A 22,017-nucleotide genomic window follows, 5' to 3' on the forward strand; every position below is an offset into this window, starting at 1 on the left:
TATTAATCTTTTATTACCTGAATCCATCCTTTAAACTCATGCAGGTCACCTGAGGCATCCCATGCTTTGAGAATATAATAGTAAGTGCCTGACACTTGTCCTTTGGCACTCCAGTCATTTTGGTAGTCTTCTGACTGGAAGACATGATCCCCGTACCTGTTAAAAATCACCAATTCATTTTTATCAAATTTGCCCAAACCTAAGACTTCAAACGCATCGTTTTCTCCATCTTCATTAGGAGTGATGACATTCGGTACTCGGAAGGCTTTAATAATATTGATATCAGTCGCTTTATTATCAGAAGGAATGGCATCCTCCCCATCACTGCTTCCCACCGCTGAGTTGATCACCGTACCAGGATCCAGTGCTTTCACGGTCAGACTCAAGGCGATCTCTCCGCCTCCAGCCAACTGAGGAACCGTCCAGCTGATGATCTGTCCATTGATATTGGTTTGGATTCCCTCATTATCTGAGTGCATGATCACAGAATGGTAAGCCACATTATCCGGAAGGGTATCAGTAAAGATTACATTGAAGGCTTCCGCATCTGAATTATTAAACAAGTTCAGCTGATAAGTAAAGAGGTTGCCCTCGTAGATTTCCTGTCCTGCTGAGGACTTCTGTACCTGCAGATCCACATTCCTTACCGGGAATTCGGTCACGGTAGGATCATCAGGATCCCCATCTTCATTGAGGTCATCATCTGTGGCATTTGTCGGATCATCAGAGATATCAGACACCTGTACCCCGCGTGGATTATCTCCGACGGCCAGCGCACTGCGGGTCACACTACCTGCCTTGAGGTCCGCCTCGGTGAGGGTATAGAAACCTATAAATGACCCGGAATCCGCCTGTCTTGGCAGCAATCTATTCAGTCTATCTCCAATGATTTCGATGTCCCCCGCATCAATATAGACCCCATGAAGGGTTACATTTCCGGTATTGTCGATCACGAAACTGTACTGAATGGTCTCTCCTACATCGGCATATCCATCCTCATCATTATCCACCCATACGCCTTCCATGCTGAAGGAGATTTTGCCCACTACTGCTGGTACAGGAAGCGCCGTAGAGGTACGATCTTCCCCATCTCCATCAGCGTCATCATCCCTGTTCGTAGGATCATTAGGATCATCAGAGACATCGGTGATCACCTGGCCATTGAGCGTGGTACCCTCAGCAGTGGCACTATTGATGACTACGCCTGTCAGGATATCCTCCTCTGTGATGATATAGCTGGCCGTAAAGCTGGCTTCATCTATTTGCCCAGGCATCAGATTCGTAATAGGTCCCCCCATCACCGTCACTTTAGGATCAGTGACCATGATATTTGACAAGGCCATATTTCCATTATTTTCCACTGTGAAAGTGTATTGGATCAGCTCATCCAGGTCTGCAAAGCCATTGGCATTAGCGTCGATAAATATTCCTGTTTTGCTCAAAGCAATATTAGGGGCTTGACAAATATCCACCACCGTCGGCTCATCATTCGCATCCATGGTGCCTGAGAGGTCCTGAAGGATATCTCCAGCAGGGTCGGTCGCCTGTACCATGGACTGATTGCTTACGTATCCAGCGTTGATATCCTCCTGCGTCACATTATATTGGCCGGAATAGATCCATTCTTCGCCTACATCGAGGAGCTCATTCATATTAATATCTCCTGATTCATAATTTAAAGCATCCATAGGAACGAGCGGATCGCTGATAGACACCTCCCGAAGGGTCACATTGCCCTCATTGATCACTATATAGTTATAGGTGATCGGATCCCCTGCTCTCATGCAACCATCTGCCGCCAGCCTCAAATTGCTATCCGGCTCCTGGATCAGGGCGATTACCGAGTTTTGACAGATACTGGTGATGGTCACCTCCTCATTGCCAACGGCAGTTCCTGATAGTACTTCCAGTGGCACAGCGGTTGGGCTGAGCGCATTGGCTAGGGCTTGGTTAGAAACCTGACCTAGATCGATATCAGCCTGCGTGATGGTATATTGTGCCTGGTAGTTCCAGATTTCATCCACATCCAATTGTCCATCTCCATCAGTATCCCCACCCATCAGGGTAATAGTAGCCCCATCCAGCAGGGAATCTTCCAGCCTTATTTCAGCAAGGGAGACATTGCCGGTATTGCTAAGCTCGAAGGTATATTGGATGGTTTCATTTTCATCTGCACAGCCATTTCCATTTTCATCCATGGAAACCCCCGTTTTGACCAGGGCCATGCTGGCAGACTCGCAGATGATCACTGCTGTAGGTTCATCGTTATCTTCGCTGGTGCCAGAGAGATCTTTTACTCTTTCGCCTAATGGACTTGCCGCGATAGCGGTGGCATAATTTTCCACTATCCCCTGATCCACATCGGCTTGAGTAAGAGTATAGGTAGCGGAATAAATCCACATCTCGCCTACATCCAATTGCTGATCCCCATCGGTATCACCCGACTCAAGAGCGGGTAGGCTCACCGTAGGAATGGTATCGGTAAGACTGATATTCAGCAGGGAAACATTACCCGTATTTCGCAGCTCAAATCGGAAGGTCACGAGTTGTCCGGCCAAGGCACAGTCCTCGCTGTCGTCATCAGTGACCACCGTTTTCACCAACGTCATCTCTCCCACTTGGCATAAGCCGAGGACGGTCGCGGTATCATTATCCAGCGCGGAGCCTGACAGATCACTTAGTGGTTCACCATTAGGATCTAGGCCTGTTACGCTGGCTTGATTGGTAAGTTCTCCAGTATCTACCTCTGCCTGACTGAGCGTATATAGAGCAGTATAAGCCCATATTTCTCCCACATCCAGGCGCGTATCGCCATCCTCATCACCGGACACATATTCGATCAAGCCCTCGCCGAGCATAGGATCCCTCAGCTGTACCTCTGAGATGGAGGTATTGCCAAGATTATATATTTCAAAGTCATACTGAATAGTCTCCCCTGCATCGGAGCAGCCATCCTCATCACTATCGATAAGCTGTGCTCTTTTGATCAGACCTATTCCGAATTCCTGACACAATTCTATCAGTGTACCCTCATCATTATCGGCATCAGTGCCAGAGATATCCGAGATGGTAATTCCATCAGGGCCCACAGCGCTCACCTCTGCCTGGTTATTCACTGAGCCCAAGTCCAGGTCGTCAGTGCCCAGAATATAGACACCACTGTACACCCAGGTTTCGGTGACGTCCAGCTGATTATCATTATCAGTATCGCCTCCACCAAACACCAGTCCGTCATCGCCCAGGAGTGGGTCATTTAGGAGGATATTGCTTAGGGATACATTTCCGGAATTGGTCAATACCAAGCCATAAGTAATCGACTCACCCGGGTCAGCACATCCATCCTCATTCTCATCGATGAAGGCCGCCGTCTTGACTAAGACGATGCCTGACTGCTGGCATAGAGTCGTGGTGGTCACCTCATCATTATCGGCACTGCTGCCTGATAGGTCACTGACACTTAGCCCTCCAGCCGTGATGGCGCTGGCGGAAGCTTGGTTATTGATAAGTCCAAGGTCAATATCAGTTTGAGGTATGCGGTAGTCTGCTTTATATATCCAGGTTTCATTGACATCCAGGATTCCATCAAAATTGATATCCCCATCGATCAACACGATCGTCTCATCCAGCAGAAGTGGATCAGTAATTTCTGATACTTCGAGAGACACATTGCCCTCATTTGCTAGGGTGAAATTATACTGCACCGTCTCACCGGCATTGGCGCATTCGTCGCCATTTTCATCTAGCAGCAGAGACGTTTTGATGAGGGATATTGCCGGCTGCTGACATAGGGTCAATACGGTCGGATCATCATCCTCTGCGGAAAGTCCCGAGAGATCCCTGATGGTGGCCCCACTTGGTGCGCTGCTCACTATCGTGGCCTGATTCTCCACTGCTCCCTGGTCAATATCTACCTGGCTAAGAATATAAGATCCCTCATAGGTCCATATTTCGGTCACATCCAATTCCGAATCGCCATCCACATCCCCATCGATATATTGAATCTGTCCTGCGGCCAATTTAGGATCTGTCAGATCCAGCCCCCTCAGGGATACGTTTCCTAGGTTATGGACTTCAAATTGATAGAGAATTGATTCATCACTGTCTGCACATCCGTCGGCATTCTCATCCATAAACTGGGCTGTTTTCATCAAGGCCACTGCGGCTTGCTGGCAGAGTGCCAGGCTGGTCGGCTGATCGTTGTCCTCTGCCGTACCTGACATATCCGTAGGCGCACCACCCATAGGGTCGGTGGCGGTGGCGGTGGCTTGATTGACTATTACTCCTGCGTCAATATCCTCCTGACTGATGGTATAAGTAGCCTTATAGGTCCAGCTTTCGGTCACATCCAGCACCCCGTCTGCGTTCAGGTCACCCTGATCCAGTAGGATTGTGCCCTCTGGTAATAGTGGGTCAAGGATCTCCAAATTGGTCAAGGATACATTGCCAGTATTATTAATGATGAAGGTATAGGTCACTGTCTCCTCAGGCTGCACGCATCCATCGGCATTTTCATCCTCAAAGACGGCTTGTTTCACCATAGTCAAGGCCGATTGCTGACATAGGCTGAGCTGCGTCGGTTCGTCATTATCCCCTGCTGTGCCGGAGAGGTCAGTTACTTCTGTAGCATCCGGGGCGGTGGCCGTGATGCTTGCCTGGTTGGTCACCAGACCTTCGTCTATATTTTCCTGGGTCAGGAGATAGACTCCTTCATAAGTCCAAACCTCCGAGACATCCAGAATAGAATTGCGGTTTTCATCCCCACTGATGAGCAGCAGTTGAGCATCTGTAATCAGGGGATCGCTCAGCATGACCTGATGAAGAGACACATTACCCTCATTGCTGGCGGTAAGTGTATAGGTGATGCTTTCGCCTACATCGGTACATCCATCACCATTCTCATCCATAAACACCCCTTCTTTGACCAAAGTAATCGCAGGCAATGGAGGGATAATGGACTCAGTCACATCATCCACCACATTTCCATCGGTATCATCAGCATCATCGGAGATATCCAGAGTCTCTATATTATTCGGGCTCAGCGAAATGACCGAGGCGGAATTATACACGCCGCCAGCATCTATGTCTTGCTGCGTCAGGGTATAAGCCAAGGTATAGGTAGCGGTCTCCAATGGCAGCAGTTTGCCTTCCAGGCTGCTCCCGTCTGTTCCGCTATAGCTTGGGCTCTCTATCTCGATAATTTCATCCAGGTAATTATGGAGTTCATCGGAAAGGACAATATTTCTGAGCGTTACATTTCCGGTATTTTGGACCGTGATAGTATAAACCAATTCATCTCCCGCATCTAGGGTGCTATTTCCATCATTTTGATTGATGACTGGAGATGGTTTGACCACTTCTATTTCAGGTCGTTCTTCTATAAACAGGTCTGTGCGGTCATTTCTAGTATTGCCATCATCGCTGATGCCATCATCCGAGACGTCCATTATCTGGGTACCTTGAGAGCTCGTCGCAGTGGCGGTCACCGCATTAGATACCCCACCTGCATCCACATCTAATTGGCTGAGGGTATAGCTCGCGGTATAGCTGGCCGTCTCATCCAGCTGGAGTTCTCCTTCCGGACTGCCGTCTGAGGAAGAGGCAAATGCCGGTCCGTTGGTTAGGCTAAGTACCTTACCTCTTGCATCCAGCAGTTCGTCCACCAGCTGCAGATTCGCCAAGGTGACATTTCCTGTATTGGTCACGGTGATGGTATAATGGACGATATCGCCCACATTATCTTCCCCATTGGCATCCACATCTTCCACCGAATCCAGGATTTTCTGAGCGATCAGGGAGGCATGCTCCTGGATGAGCAATTCTGTAGGGTCATCCACCCTATTGCCATCCAGATCATCCCCATCATCAGAGATATCAGTGGTGCTGGTACCTGCCGGGCTGAGGGAGCTCACCGTCACGGTATTCGTCAGTCCGCCAAAGTCCACATCAGACTGAAGCAGCGCATAGCTGGCCTCATAGATAGCGACCTGTCCGGGAGCGAGTAGCCCTTCGGTATTATCCGACTGTGCCGCATCAAAATCAGGCCCCGCATCCAAGGACAGCAATTGCCCATCTTTTCTGCTAAACACATCCTCCAGCGTGATGGCGGATAGCGTTACATTTCCAGTATTTGTTACTTCGATCTCATAGCTAATAATATCCCCTGCCGAATACGCCGCATCGGCATCATCATCAGAGATGGACTGCATCTTAGTCACCTCCACAGAAGGGAATTCCTCTATGGTCATTTCGGTCACATCATCCTCGGAATTGCCATCAGTATCGTCCCCATCATCAGAGACATCGGACACCGCTGCTCCAGTAGGATCCACGCCTTCCACCAGCAGGCTATTGCTTAGTCCACCAGCATCCACCGCTTGTTGGTTGATGATGAAGGAAGCCGTATATAGTGCTTTTTGGCCGGGGGCCAATATTCCTTCCACATTATCCGAGCCCGCTGCCATATAGGTCGGCTCGCTGCTCAGGGTGAGTGGTAGGCTGTTTGCATCCAGGAATGTATCGGTAAGGGTCAAGGTCGAAATGGTCACATTTCCGGTATTATGGATGGTCATGGTATAGTTCACCTGATCTCCTATGCCTGTGAGCCCATCGAAATTGACATCCTGGAATACTTGTTTTTTCACTACCTCCAGTGATGGCAGCTGCGCCAGTGGCTGCTCGGTCGGGCTGCTACCATCTCCTGCTCCAAAATCCGAAAGGTCAGACACATCCTCTCCATCTGGATCCTGGCCTGTGGCGGTCGCTGAATTCACCACTTCTCCATCATCGAGGTCTTGCTGAAGCAAGTTATAGATATAGCTGGTGGTCGCCGACTCACCTGGCCCTATGATTTGAGGGAAAAAGCCCTTATTGGACACCTTCAATCGAGCATCCTCAAGGGTCAATGCACTTATGGTCACATTGCCTATATTGGTGACTACAAAACTGTAGGTAATATTATCCCCCACATCTTCCCTGCCTGAGCTATTGGCATCTATCCATTCTGCGGTTTTTATCAGTTCCAGTTCTGGAGATTTAGGTAGATCCACCTGATTGTTATCGCTAGCTGTGACTTTTACCATATCAGGATCTGTACCTTCTGCTGTCGCAATATTAATTACCGTTCCAGCATCGATATCATCCTGATTTAGGCGGTATTCCACAGTGGCAGTAGCCGTCAGACCTGGACCAATAGAGATCGGTGACAAGGTCAGGTCGGTTCCTAAAGGCAAGAAGTCATCTTTCAGTTTGAGTACTTTGATGGTGACATTTCCGGTATTGAGCACGGTGAAGGAATAGTTGATCACATCGCCGGCATTGACCACGCCATCGCCATTATCATCGGCATAGACGCCTGTTTTATCCAGGGAGATTTGAGCATCCTTGGCCAGCTCGGTAAGCGTAGGATCATCTGATCCATCACCTGCATCGCCATTATCAGAGATATCGGAAACCGGATTGCTTTCATTATCCAGCCCATTGACCAGCGCATCATTAGCTACTATGGCTAGGTCAATATCATTTTGGCTAAGGATATAGGTCTGATCGCTGATCGTACCTACCTGTCCTGGATCCAAGATCGCCGGGCTCACTTCCAGACCAGCGATGGCGAGTTTCTCATCATCTATGGTCAAATCGCTAATGGTCACATATCCCACATTGGTCACGGTAAATTGGTAAGTAATGGTCTCTCCAGCATCTGGACGGCCATTGGCATTTTCATCATTGAGGATGAAGGTCTTATCTAGAGCCAGCTCTGGTACAGAAGGTAGCAGGGTAATGGTAGGGTCATTTCCTGGATCGCCATCTCCATCCGTATCGGCGTCATTTCCATCGTCAGACACGTCGGTTATCGGCATAGCATCTGGATCTGTGGCATTTACTCGGGCTCTGTTGGAGACCTTGCCACTATTGATATCCTCCAGTGTCAGGGTATAGTTGACGATGACCTCTTCGATTTCTCCTGGCTGCAAGGTGCTCTGGCTTAGAAGGATTGGAGAAGGGAGTTTGGTATCCACCAATTCAAGATTGTCCACGGTGACATTTCCGATATTCTGGATGCGGAAGGTATAAGCGATTTCATCCCCCTCATCATTGGTCATATTATTATTAATATCAATGATTCTTGAGGTCTTGATTAGCTCCATTGCTGGGCTTTGCACAAAATCGACCTGGGTAGGGGTATCTTCTCCATTAAGCGGATCGCCTTCATCGGAGATGTCCGATAAGTTGGTGCCTTGCAGCGTGAGGGCATTCCCTGTGGCCGAATTGATTATTCCGCCCACATTGATATCCGACTGTGTGGCGGTATATACTGCCTGATAAGTTGCGGACTCACTAGGCTTGAGCGTTCCTTCCGCACTTCCCATACTGGCAGATAGGAAGGCCAGAGGGGCGTCAAGGCTCAGTGTATTATTATCCAAGTCTGTAATATCATCGATAAGAGAGAGGCCTGTCAAGGTGACATTGCCCGTATTGGTGGCGGTAATGGTGAAGGTAATTTGATCTCCTTCATTATCCGTTTGGCTATTATCGCTGTCGGCGAGTACCGCCAGTTTGATCAGTTCAAGTCCTGCAGCCTCAGGGATCTCCCAAACGGTAGGATTATCGGCACCGTTACTGATATCGCCATCGTCTGACAGGTCGGATATTTCCACTCCTGCGGGGCTGTTGGCGGTGGCGGTGATCTGATTGGACAGGCCTCCGGCATCCACATCAGCCTGACTGAGCATATAGGTGGCCGAGTAAGCCGCCGACTCACCAGGCTTGAGAGTTCCTTCCGCGCTGCCTCTGTTGGCGACGATATAATCCAGTCCACTGGTAAGTCCCAATGGTCTATCCATTTCATCCACCAGCAGATCCTCTAGTACTATACTGTTGAGGGTCACATTTCCTGTGTTTTTGACGAGAACGGCATAGGTTATCAGGTCATTCACACCACCTTTTACTCCATCTTCATTGGTATCAGCGGCAGACTGGACTTTCACCACTTCTATTACAGGATCAGGACTCAGAGGTGTAATGGTTGCCCCTGTACCTTCGCCATTATCAGAGCGTTGGGTCAGGGTGATGCCTTGAGGATCTTTGGCGGAAGCCAGGGCCTCATTGAGCACCTGGCCATTGTCCATATCCGTCTGGCTAAGATCATAAGTGGCATAGGCCATGGCGACTTGTCCCGGGTCAATGGAGGATGGGGAGAAGGCCAGATTTTCCACTCCTAATTTCTCATCCGAAACTTTCAAGGAGCTGAGGGTCACATTTCCTGTATTCTCCAGCCTGAAGGTATAATCCACTTCATCGCCCACATCATCTCTATTATTCCCATTGGCATCCACCACCACAGCGGTTTTTACCAAGGCTACAGATGGAGCTTTGGGTAATAATACGGTGGATTCATTGGAAAGGAATGACTGGTTAATAGCCGTTGATTCTGTGCTTCCTGATACGGTCGCCTGATTGATCACTTTGCCATCATTCATGTCCTGCAAGGTCACAGGATAAGTAATGGAGAGGGTCGCCGTCTCGGTAGGTGCTAGAATATCCGGCACCATGGATCGGCCGGGAGTGATCACTCCCACTCTATCGTCTATAAGGGTTATATTCGCAAGGGTAGTATTGCCAATATTGACTGTGGTGAAGGTATAGTTGATCTCATCGCCTACATTGACCACGCCATCCCCATTCGTATCGACATATTCGCCGGTTTTCTGTAGGGATAGTTTTATATTTTGTGCTAAGCTGGATTTGGTAGGGTTATTTCCACCATTTGCCGGATTGCCGTCATCGGAGAGGTCAAATACTTCCCCTTCCCCATCAAGGCGATTCCCTTGGACGGTGGCTTGATTGGAGACAGTTGCCAGATCGATATCAGCCTGACTCAGGGTATAATCCACCTGAGCCCCTGTACCAGTCTGTCCCGGACCGATTTTGGAAGGACTTATCGGCGCATCGGTGATGGCTAGGTTCTGGTCATCATAGCTTAGGTTATCGATGGTGATATTCCCCGTGTTTTTCACTGAGAAGCTATAGCTTATCGTTTCGCCAGCATCAGGGAATCCATTCCCATTTTCATCATTAAACAGGGCTGTTTTGAGGAAATTTAAAGAAGCTTCTGTGCTCAGGTCCACATAAGTAGGGTCATTGTCCCCTAGGGAATCCGGATCGAGATCTGAATCCCCCTCATCTCCATCATCAGAGACATCACTAATTCCGACAGCATCCGGATCCTGGCCAGAAATAAGCGCACTGTTCTGCACAAATCCTGCATCGATGTCCGCCTGAGTAAGAATATAGGTCACCGTAACGTCCACCGTCTCTGCTGGAGCCAGCACCTCAGGGGACACCGTAAGGTCTGTTCCTGCGGGTAAGAACGAATCCGTTAATACCAAATTACTGATAGTGACATTTCCTGTATTGATAATATGGAAAGTATAAGTTATGGCATCGCCGATATTATTATCCCCACTTCCATCGAGGTCCTCCGGACCACTGGCGGTCTTGATAAGCGTCAATTGCGGAGTCTTAGGAATGATCGTCACGGTAGGGTCATCTCCCGTATCTCCCGTACCGGTATCTCCATCATCGGAGATATCAGACACCGGCGTACCGGCAGGACTCTGAGCGGAGGCCGTCAGGGTATTGATGAGGCCCTGGGCATCCATATCCGCCTGGGTCAGGATATAAGTAGCATCATAGGTGGCGGTTTCGCCTGGTGCCAGTTGTCCCTCGGCGCTTCCTTGGTCTGCATTCCTAAAGGTAGGATCAGTGCTAAGGGATAGCCCCTCACCATTCCTATCGGTAAGCACATCGACGAGTGTGATCGCTGATAAGGACACCGTACCCGTATTGCTTACGGTGATGGTATAGTCCACCCGGTCATTGGCATCGGTGGCCCCACTTAGGTTAAGATCATTAATTTTCGCAGTTTTCAGCACCGTCAGCTCAGGAGATTCTGGGATGGCCAGTTCTGTAGGGTCGTCTGTGCTATTGCCATCCTCATCGTCCCCGTCATCTGAGAGGTCAGTAATGAGGCCTGTAGGAGAAGTGGCGGAGAAGGTGACTGAATTGGACAGGCCTCCGGCATCCACCACGGGCTGTACAATGACAAATGAGGCGTTATATACGGCTATTTGCCCCGGAAGCAGGGTTCCTTTGATATTGTCTGACAAAGCAGCATCGAAAGTCGGACCGGCATCCAGGGTCATCGAAACGCCCAAGGCATCTCTGAAGTCATCCACCAGGCTAATGCTTGACAGGCTGGTATTTCCAGTATTGGACAGGCTGATGCTATAGCTCACCAAATCACCAATTCCTCCCGTCAAATTATCCCCATTGGTATCCTCCACCGTCTGCACTTTTACGGCTTTCATGGAAGGCTCATTGGTCAGGAGGGTAACCGTCGGTGTATTTTGATTACCAATCTCAGATCCATCGTCTGACAGGTCTAGCACCTCAAATCCGAAGGGATCGAGTCCCCTGGCTGTGGCGCTATTGGTTATTTTTCCTGCATCGATATCCCCCTGGGTGATGGCATATTCGCCGCTCACCACGGCACTTGCTCCAGGAGCCAGGCTGGCTGGTACTGTACCCTTATTGGACATACCAATGCGTGGATCAGTAACAGTGAGGGTTTTTATAGTGACATTTCCAGTATTGGTAAGGTCAAATGTATAGGTAATGATCTCTCCTGCATCCACTCGACCATTGGCATTGCCGTCATTTACGAGTGCCGTTTTCTCCAATTCTAGCGAAGGTGCTTTGGCTAAGTTTACCACGGTCGCCCCGGTACCCAGCCCATTGTCAGAGGTTTGAGTTACCACAATGGCATTAGGGTCAGTTCCATTTACCTGCGCTGAGTTGACGACTTTCCCAGCATCCATATCTGCCTGGCTGATAGTATAAGGCACTTGGCTATAAGCCTTTGCTTCCGGAGCAAGACTGCTTACTTCCGTTATATTATCATAGGCCGTATAGACTGCTGCATCGGTCAAGCTTAGCTTAGCGTCTGTCAGCGTAGTATTGTCCAAGGTGACATTTCCAGAATTGGTGATTTCAAAGTCATAAATAATTCTGTCGCCGGCATTCACCACATTATCGCCATTGGTATCTTCATATACTCCTGTTTTGACAAGATCATATTGTGCCAACTGAGTCAATACCGTAAGCGTAGGAGTATCCACACCATTGGAGGAAACGCCGTCATCAGAAATATCGGACACCGTGCCGTCACCGTCTGCCCGATCTCCTGTGGCCGTAGCGGTATTACTGACTTCTCCCTGATCTATATCCGCTTGACTGAGGGTATATACGCGATTAGGAATAGATCCATTTTGGTTAGGGTCCAAAGAGGACGGGCTCAGGGCCTCGCCTGTAAATCCAAGCTCACTATCGTCGATCGTGATGGAATTGATGGTCATATGCCCTGTATTGCGCACGGAGAACTTATAGGTGATGGTTTCTGCAGCCTGTGGAAGTCCATCGCCATTGGCATCATTGAAGGTCGCAATTTTATGGAACGAAAGAATGGCATTGGTTTGCAGATCCACCACGGTGGGGTCATCACCAGTATCACCGTCACCGGTCTTGCCATCATCGGAGATATCCGATAGGGTCAGTCCATCGGGATCGGTCCCGGTGATCGTCGCCGAATTAGTAATGCTCGCAATATTCACATCTTCCTGTACCAAGGTATAATCCACCATTAGTGAAGTACCTTTGCCAGGAAGAAGGCTGGTTTCAAATAGGCTGAGATCGGTGCCATCCGGTAAGAAATCATCTGTCAGCACAAGATTGCTAATGGTTACATTACCTGTATTCCTGATGGTAAAAGTGTAAGTCAATCGATCCCCTACATTATTGTCGGAGCTGAAGTCAACATCCTCTATAGTACTGGCGATTTTGACCAGCGTCACTTCTGCCGCTTTGGTAATAAGCGTTTCTGTCGGATCATCCGCACCATTGTCAGGGTTGCCCTCATCAGACCGATCCGAGACATCGGTACCTTGGGCGGTGAGCCCTTCGATCAAGGCGGTATTACTCACGCCTCCGGCATCGATATCTGCCTGGGTAAGAAGGTAGGATGCGGTATAGGTTTTCACCTCAGACGGTCCAATATCCGTCGCATTATTATTCCCTGTAGAAGAACTCACAAAGGTAAATGGACTACTCAGATTTAGTGCCTTACCCTCCACATCCTGAAGTGTATCAGTGGCTTTGAGGCTTGTAATAGTGACATTCCCTTCATTGGTCAGGGTAAAGGAATAGGTGATTTTATCACCTGCGGTGGTCGATAGACTATTATCATTATCGGTCACCGCGGCGGTTTTCACCAATACCAATAGAGGCGATTCCGGGATATTCAATAAGGTAGGATCATCGGAGGTATTGCCGTCATCATCGATACCATTATCGGAGACATCCTCCACAGGGATGCCGTCATTTCCGGTGGCAGTTCCCTTCACTTGGCTGATGAGTCCACCGGCATTGACCACCGCTTGGGTCAAGGTAAATTCTGCCAAATAAATTGCGGATTCTCCCGAGGCAAGCGTTCCTTGTGGAGAAGCCTCAGAAGATTGGCTAAATGCCGGACCACTATCCATGGTTAGAGCCCTGCCTAGGGCATCTGAGAAAGTCTCGGCCAACGCAATGCCTGTAATTGGCTGTTCACCGGAATTAGTAATGGTGATGGTATAGTTTACACGATCCCCAGGATTGGTGGTTCCATCTCCATCGGTGTCCTCCACCGCCTGGCTGTTGACCACATCGATACAGAAGGAGCTAATTACGACCCTAAGTGCGCCGGGGATCACACATCCATTGGCATCCTGAGCCTGTACATTATAAGTTCCACTCGGCAATTCTGCAAAATCACCTGTGGTATTGCTGCTAGCAAAATCATCTATGGAATAAGTATATGGTCCGACACCGCCTGAAGCTACCACCACGAATCCGCCCGAATTAGGATCATCGCAGGTGACATTTTTATGGCTAAGCAGGGTTTCTTTAAGGACGATCTCGGTGGGCTCCGTCAAGGTCACCTCCACAGGAACTGGGTTGGTACAGCCATTTTGGTCGGTGATGGTGACGATATATGTTCCTGCGGTCAGGCCGGTAGGGTCTTGCACGATTTCCTGGCCCGATGGGATATTGCCATTGCTGGTGGTCCAGAGGAAGGTATAAGGAGCTACTCCTCCTTCCGGGATCAAGCTAATACTTCCGGTGTCATGGGCATTACATAGGATATCTACCTGGCTGGTACTTCCTGCTACTGATGCAGCAGGCTGACTAAGGCTAATGGCGAGGGCGGCATCATACACACAGCCATTGGCATCGGTGATTCTAAGGGTATAAGTACCTGCTGTAAGTCCTGATGGATCCTCTACGATCGCTTGGCCCGACGGGATATTGCCATCGCTGGTGGTCCATAGATAAGAATAGGGAGCGGTCCCGCCCACTGGAGAGGCGGTGATGCTTCCAGTAGCTCCGCCAAAACATAGAATGTCAGTTCCTGCACCCGTCACCGTCACTGCCGCCGCAGGTTGGGTAATGATGACCGCTATTGGGTCCGGGTTGGTACAGCCTGAGGCATCAGAAATCACCAGCTCATAGGTACCAGAAACCAATCCAGACAAATCTTGCTGGGTCTCCTGTCCGGCAGGGATGATCCCATCTGTGGTCGTCCATAGATAAGAGTAGGCGGGGCCTGCACCACCTGCCGGGCTGAGGTTTATCGCCCCAGTGGCAGCTCCGAAGCATAGCACATCAGTTTGCACATAGGTTCCAGACACAGGAGCGCTTGGTGAGGTGAGCTCCCATAGTAGCTCTTCAGGATTGGTACATCCATTGGCATCGGTGATCACCACCGAATAGGTTCCTAGAGGCAGATCGGTAAGGTCTTTATCTGTCAGCTGATCAGGGTTTATCACCCCATCCACGGTGGACCACTGATAGGTATAAGGGGCGGTTCCGCCCGAAGGAGTCAGTGTAATGGAGCCAGAGCTATCGCCAAAACAGACAATATCCACAGGCTCTCCTGCGCCGGACAATGGCTCAGCAGGCTCTGTAACCACTATATTATTGAGGCTTATCACGCAGAGGGTGGCTAGATCTGTGACAGTCACATTATAGGTACCTGCGGTCAGTTGGGTCTGATCCTCTATTCCTGGCTGAATCCCTGATCCATCCGCGGTGGTCCAGTCATACTGATAAGTGCCAGTACCACCAGAGATACTAATATATATCCCTCCATCAGCGCCATCGAAGCATTGCACATTGGCTATATCATCATTCTGTAATAGCAGGGTATTTTCAAAAACAGGAAGCAAAAACGGAGATCCTGGCACCGTCCCCATACAGATACTTGGGTATTCCTCAGAGGTGATGTTTATTGCAGTATATTCGCCTGGCGATAAGCCAGTGATGGTCAGTGAGCCATCCTCTCCAGTGCTGATTACGAAAGGAGCTATCGCCGCACTTTCATAGGTATAGGCTATAGCATATTCGGTATTAGCCTTTAAGTTTCCACCGCTGATGATTATACTTCCGTCATTTGCGGGGGAGCAGGTGCTTGGTGCTATTAAGCTTAGGGCTAATGTGCTCTCGTCTATTTCACAGCAGGCATCATTCACATCCTGATTGGTCCAGTCATCCGTGGTGGGCGATAGGCAGCCTAGGGAAGCGATCACTCCTTTAGCATCCACATCGGCAGGGCTTACCGTCAGATAATCTGCCGTATTGACCAGACTGGGGTCATAGCGTCCTTCCAAGCCATCAGGGCAGGTATCACCATCGCTATCCAGATCTATATAATCGGGAAGATCATCAGGATTCATATTCATTATAAAGTCTGTATTATTTGGAGTGATTTCTCCTCCCACAGATTCCCCAGTTTCACAAAGGGTAATCCGATTAATTACATTTCCATCTTCATATTCGCAGATTTCTAAACTATAATCTCCAAGAGCTTCCACCAGGTCAGAAATACCATCATTGTCTGAGTCCAGGTCCAAATAATCGGGCACACCATCCCCATCAGTATCGACAGAATCATCCCCTTCCAGGTAATCAAAAATGCCATCATTATCACTATCCACGTCAATATAATCGGGCACACCGTCCCCATCAGTATCTGGTAACGAATTATCATAGCAGTCACAGGTATCCCCAATACTATCTCCATCCACATCTCCACTCATCTCACGGCCCGTACCATAGCCCTGGCCCGAACCTACTATAGTAGGCACTCCATAAGCGCCGCTACCGGAGTTGGTATTTACAATGTTGCCCAGGTTTCGGACCACAGGACCCGCAAAGCCCAAATAATCCGGACCCGTATTCCCTCCATCAATGGCCGAAACTTCCAATTCTGCATTGGTAATGGAGCCCGATCCCTCTGTGGCATCGGGGCAGCCATCGCCATCACTATCCAGATCAAAAGCATTGAATAATCCATCCAAATCCTTATCCATACAACTGACGGAGGAGAGCATGGAGAATGGGACATCTCTTTCCCCAAGACTGGAGGTGGAATACCTTAGGGTTAATAATTCTCCTCCACTGACATCAAAATAATCGATCTCTATCGGGTATATTCCTGGACTTAAATAAATACTTCCACGCTTGGTGGTAGTTGCTCTAAACCCATCATTATCCACCACCAAAACATCATTGATATATAAGCCCGCTCCATCATCGGAGGTCAGGACAAAATTGTATTTATCACCAGAAAGGATCTCTATAAAGCCTTTATAGCGAATAGAATAGCTATCAGTATTTCCGGGGTCGACAGAATTTTGCAATTGGAATACATTGAAATTAGCGACTGTCCCTGTGCCTAGGGCGCCAGTGGTGGGGATATTTCTAAATGAATTGTCCGCGGGAACCCCATCATAGAACTCATAATCCAGTGATCCATAGCAGCCACTTGATTCTTCTAAATCAGGAACGCCATCGTTATCATCATCACGATCTTCGGTATTATAGATTCCATCACCATCCAGATCCTCGCAGCTGTCTCCTATTCCATTGGAATTATTGTCTGGCGAGATGCTAAGGCTTTCGCCTACAGCCTGCCCAGAACCAGCACTTATCGGTACGCCATAGCTATTACTTTGGGGATCAAGATTTACGGTGATTCCTAGATTTTCGGATACCGGTCCAGCATATCCATTATAAAAATCCCCGGTATTGCCTCCAGCCATGGAGGAGCTGGTAAAGTCGCTGCTCGTAAAGCCACCGCCACCTTCATAAGCGTCACTGCAGCCATCACCATCACTATCCAGGTCGAGGAAATTGAGGATTCCATCCTGATCGGTATCTGTACAGGAGTCGGGATAGAGTATGCTGAAAGGCACATTGGTATAGGCAATGGACGAACTCTGATAATATAAGCTTAGCTCCTGTCCTGCGCCATTTTCAAAATACAACAGTTCAATACGGTGAAATCCTTCTTCCAAATAGATATTACCAGAGGCATTCTGCGCAGGTCTTACCCCGTCATTATTGACGACCAAGACCCCGTCTATGTATAATCCAGTCCCATCATCGGATCGGGTAGTAAATATATAGGTGTTGGAGGATGGTATTTTTATAAATCCAGAATACCGAATGGAGTAAGTATCAGGGTCAGATGGAGAAACCTCATTTTGCAATTTCCATACATCGAAATCGGATACTTCCCCAGTGGAGTAAGGCGTGCCTGTGGGAAAATTAAAGAAGGTATCACCCTCTGGAGCGTCCGAATAAAAGCTAAAGGTCAGGTTGCCTTTGCATAGGTCCATTTCGAGATCATCGAGGATACCATCGTTATCGTCATCCTTATCTTCGTAATCACTGACTCCGTCGCCATCACTATCCTGACAGGAATCTGAGAGGTTATTACTATCCAAGTCCACGCCTCTAAACTGACTGGACCCCGCCTCCTGGCCGGCGCCCACGATAGTAGGAATGCCATTTCCATTTACATCCGTCCCAAAGTTTACCGCTATCGGGGCAGCATATCCAAGATAATTGTCGCCCGTATTTCCGGCATCCATGGTCGACTCGACATAGTCAGCGGCGGTAAATCCACCGTCTCCTTCCAGCATATCCGGGCAGCCATCTCCATCAGAATCCAGGTCGAGGTAATTAGCAAGCCCATCACGGTCTATGTCTATCGCCACGCAGGAGACTTTCTGGCGAATGGCTCCCCGGTTGGAATTAGTATTAGATAGGGGGGATTTCTGGAAACTTAGGGAATAAGAAGTGATATTCGTAGCGGTGATCGTCCAGTTAGAGCTGGCGATAGGCGTATGTCCGGTAGCCCGGGTAGGTACAAAAGATAGATTTGCGGAATTGGCACCGTTGATCTGCTGAAGTTCGCCGTCCGGATCATCCACTCGGAGCAAGCCTGCATTTACCTGAATGCCCCAGCCGTCATTTTGGTCAAAATCCGCTAATCCATTATTTGCTTGGGAAAAAATAATATTCACCGGACTGCTAAAGGTAAAGGTGTAAATCATCACCTGACTGTCTGAGTTATAACCCATTGATAAGTCACCATCGGTGGTCCCTACAATATAATTGGACGAATTCCCTGTTTCCAGTCCATCGAAAGTTCCAAAACTAACTAATTGCTCCTCGGTGATCATGGAGGATCCTACAACAATATCAGAAAGGTCAAGGGTAATATCGGTACAGCTACCTTCCTCCAGGTCAAGAATGCCATCATTATCATCGTCCTGATCCACATCATTGGCCACGCCATCTCCATCCGAATCCTGGCAGGCATCTCCTATACCATCACCATCTCCTATCCACTGTGGGCACCAGGCTGAAATTACTACCCTGGCCACCATTCACGATTGAGGGAACACCCGTGGCATCCACTGGTCCCGGGAAATTCTGAATTACTGGTCCTGAATAGCCCAAATACCCTGGCCCAGAATTACCGCCAGCTAGATTGCTATCCTGAAGATCTGCAAAAGTCACGTCTGCTTCTCCTTCATAAGCGTCCGGGCATCCATCTCCATCACTGTCCAGATCCATACTATTGATCAGACCATCCTTGTCAAGATCATCCAGGATATAGCCATAGCACACCTGAAAACTTCCTGTGAAATTGGAGGGACTTACGCCCACGTATCCCGATGCTAATGGGCTGGTATTGGTTCCAAAATCATAAAAAATCAATGGATTCATGTCCATATCATATATCCTCACCCCTACCACAGTCACATCCTCCCCTGAATAATGAATGATATGATCGGCCTTGGTAGCGGAAACATTTCGTACCGTTAGGAATTCACCTGTGGTACCGGCAAAGTTCACACTCAGCCCATCCACCGTCACTGTACCCGATCGGGCATAATCATTATCTCCAATAATAGACTCGATTATCAAGCCATGAGGAATAGATAGGGAAAGGTTAAACTCCCACTCATCAGTACCCGCACTCGCCTCAAAGATCAAGTCTCTTTTTAAATTGTCATTTGGCTTGGCTCTATCTCTGGATGCTGGGGTAAGTCCGGTAAAACCATGACTAATAATCATGCAATTTTCCAGATTATCCAGAATACCGTCATTATCATCATCGGCATCATCCCCATCTAGGAAGCCATCTCCATCAGTATCCTGACAAGCATCGCCGAGGCCATTCCCATCCGAATCCACCCCTTGCAATAAGCCAGTCCCAACATTCTGGCCACCGGTGACGATGGTGGGAACGCCATTGGCATCCACGGTATTCCCCAGGTTAACGGTGACCCCAGTAGCATAGCCAGTGAAGTCAGGGCCTGTATTACCACCTGCAAGTGAGGAGGAAATAAAATCGGCCTGAGTAATGCCGCCATTTCCCTCCAGAGCGTCAGGACAGCCATCACCGTCACTGTCAAGGTCAAATTCGTTATGAATCCCATCCATATCCGAATCTCCACAATCATCGGTATTCACCGCTGCTCTAACCCATATCCGCATATATTGTGAACTGAGAATCTCACCCGAATTACTGGAGGCCCGCTGCAAGCCCCCAGATGGAATCCAATGCAGTCCAAGAGTATATCCACAGGGGTGAAAAATATTAGCATTGAGAGTCGTGCCATTGGTACTTGTGCAAGTAGCAGTTCCATTGAGGTAAGTCGCATTAGTGCCTACCCAGGATTTATTAAAATTGTTATCCGGTACTCCTCTATTTAGGGTGGAAAAGCTTATGATCTTGTTCAGCAAGGTCGCATTGGTGGATACAGCATCTATGCCTTGCTTATTGGGGGTCTGGGCGGTATTTGAGGAGATTCTTACCTCGGTAAGATTGGTGAATTGGGCAAAAATAGCAGAGGACAGAATACCTCTGCCATCTGTTGCTTTGCTAGTTCCCAGGGCATTCACCTGAGGCAAAGAGCCGGATCCATCCCCATAGTCTATAGTCACCATGACATAGCCATTGGCATCTACAAAAGTGCTAAAAACCTCTCCATTTAAGTTGAAATAATAGATTCCTTCCTTGACCACTTTGGCTCGTGCCTGCCCCAGGCTGGTAAAGGGAACACTTTGGCTGCCGCAGGCTTCGTAATAATCAAGAATGCCATCATTATCATCATCTAAGTCTTCTCCATTACAGATACCATCCCCGTCATAATCATCTGTAGCCAGCGTGCCTCCAACAACTCCGGCACACTGAAGACTATAAGGATAGTCAGGCAAGGATATAACTCCTCTGGAAGTGCCTACCTCCAAGTCCCAATCTCCCCCAGCGCCAGTGATATCCTCTGAGGCGGCAATGCTTATCCCTAAATACCCCTCCAAATACGCTAGAGCCTTTAAGCCTTTACTGCCTTTGGCAAATTCACATCCATAGATATTGAGATGAGTAATCCCCATGGGAAGTAGCTCTTCAAAAAACGCCGCTAGCGCAATGGGATCCTGCCAGCTGCCATCAATAAGCAGCTCCCCAGCTCGACCATGGCTATAAAAGTGGTATAGCCCAGCCTGCTCGGTGGCCATACTAAGGGCAGTCCAAGGGAAATCTCTGACCTCCGAATCGACATAAACAGTGGGTGAACTAAGCTTAATCTTGGGCTCTTCAGCCCTGACGGAACCAGCCACTGTAATCATCCCTAAAACAAATATTTGTAGAAATCTAATCATAAATCGGCTTTATATTTTGTTCAGTCAGAAGAACTAATGAATTAGGCCAAATACCTTATAATGCCTAAAAGACTATTCTGACGATCTATCAGCAATTTTAAAAACTTAGTGGCGGAGAATCGGTTTTTTTAAACAATTCTACGTAAAAACAGCCTTAATTTTTCCTAAGATTAAAGCCTAATTATCCATTCAAAACCTATAAAAAAGAGGTTTATAAATTATTTCAATTTTATAAAATCCGCCCCACCAGGGCTAAGAATCACTATGAAAATCATTATTATTTATTCAAATAATATTAAAAGATAAAAATTACTATAAACGTACCTTTCCCCTTACACCAACTCAAATAGCGTATAATGGACACTTTATTTTTATATAAAACTGATAATTAAGAATCTAGTATCACCAAAAAAAAATAGACTGGTGAAATTGTCTGAACTATATTGATCGTTGGCTTAATTTTCAAACATTATAAAATCAAAAATCTATATCAAAAAGTTGGCTTGTTAGTTTTCTTACTCAATATTATTATTTCAAAGTACATATCACAACTTTTATTCATATTTTTTTCATTATTTATGCAAAAATTAATTTCACTTATGGTTATAAGTTAAACTTTGGCAAAAGAACCATCTTTAAAAATCAAACACTTTTTTTTAAACGTAATTAATACCTGTTATTGATTTGTTAATAACAAACCTTTAACCTTCCTATTACGGCTATCAAAAGCACTCATTTACTATTATACAAAAGCACTAAAAAATCCATTTAGCTAAATACCAAGCTCATTTCTTCTACTGAGATCCCAGTCCTGACACACTCTTTGCCTGTCATAAGGCCGCACCCCATCCATGGTACTGAGCAGGCTCATGAATAGAAAAAAGCCATCTCTAAGCTTAGCAA

At 47.9% G+C, this 22,017-nt stretch carries 2 protein-coding genes; both read right to left on the bottom strand.

Going from position 1 to position 22,017, the window contains the following annotated elements:
• Positions 1-2: 2 nt before the first annotated feature.
• Complete coding sequence (locus tag B050_RS23425) at positions 3-18,830, bottom strand: T9SS C-terminal target domain-containing protein (protein WP_018473760.1); 18,828 nt, start codon at positions 18,828-18,830, stop codon at positions 3-5.
• Positions 18,775-21,114: a DUF4347 domain-containing protein gene (locus B050_RS0109910; RefSeq protein ID WP_083923261.1), complete on the bottom strand. Its 2,340-nt coding sequence runs from the start codon at positions 21,112-21,114 to the stop codon at positions 18,775-18,777. Before B050_RS0109910 ends, B050_RS23425 begins: the two co-directional genes overlap by 56 nt.
• Positions 21,115-22,017 lie beyond the last annotated feature (903 nt).

Origin of the sequence: Echinicola pacifica DSM 19836, assembly GCF_000373245.1 — a bacterium.
Lineage (GTDB): Bacteria > Bacteroidota > Bacteroidia > Cytophagales > Cyclobacteriaceae > Echinicola > Echinicola pacifica.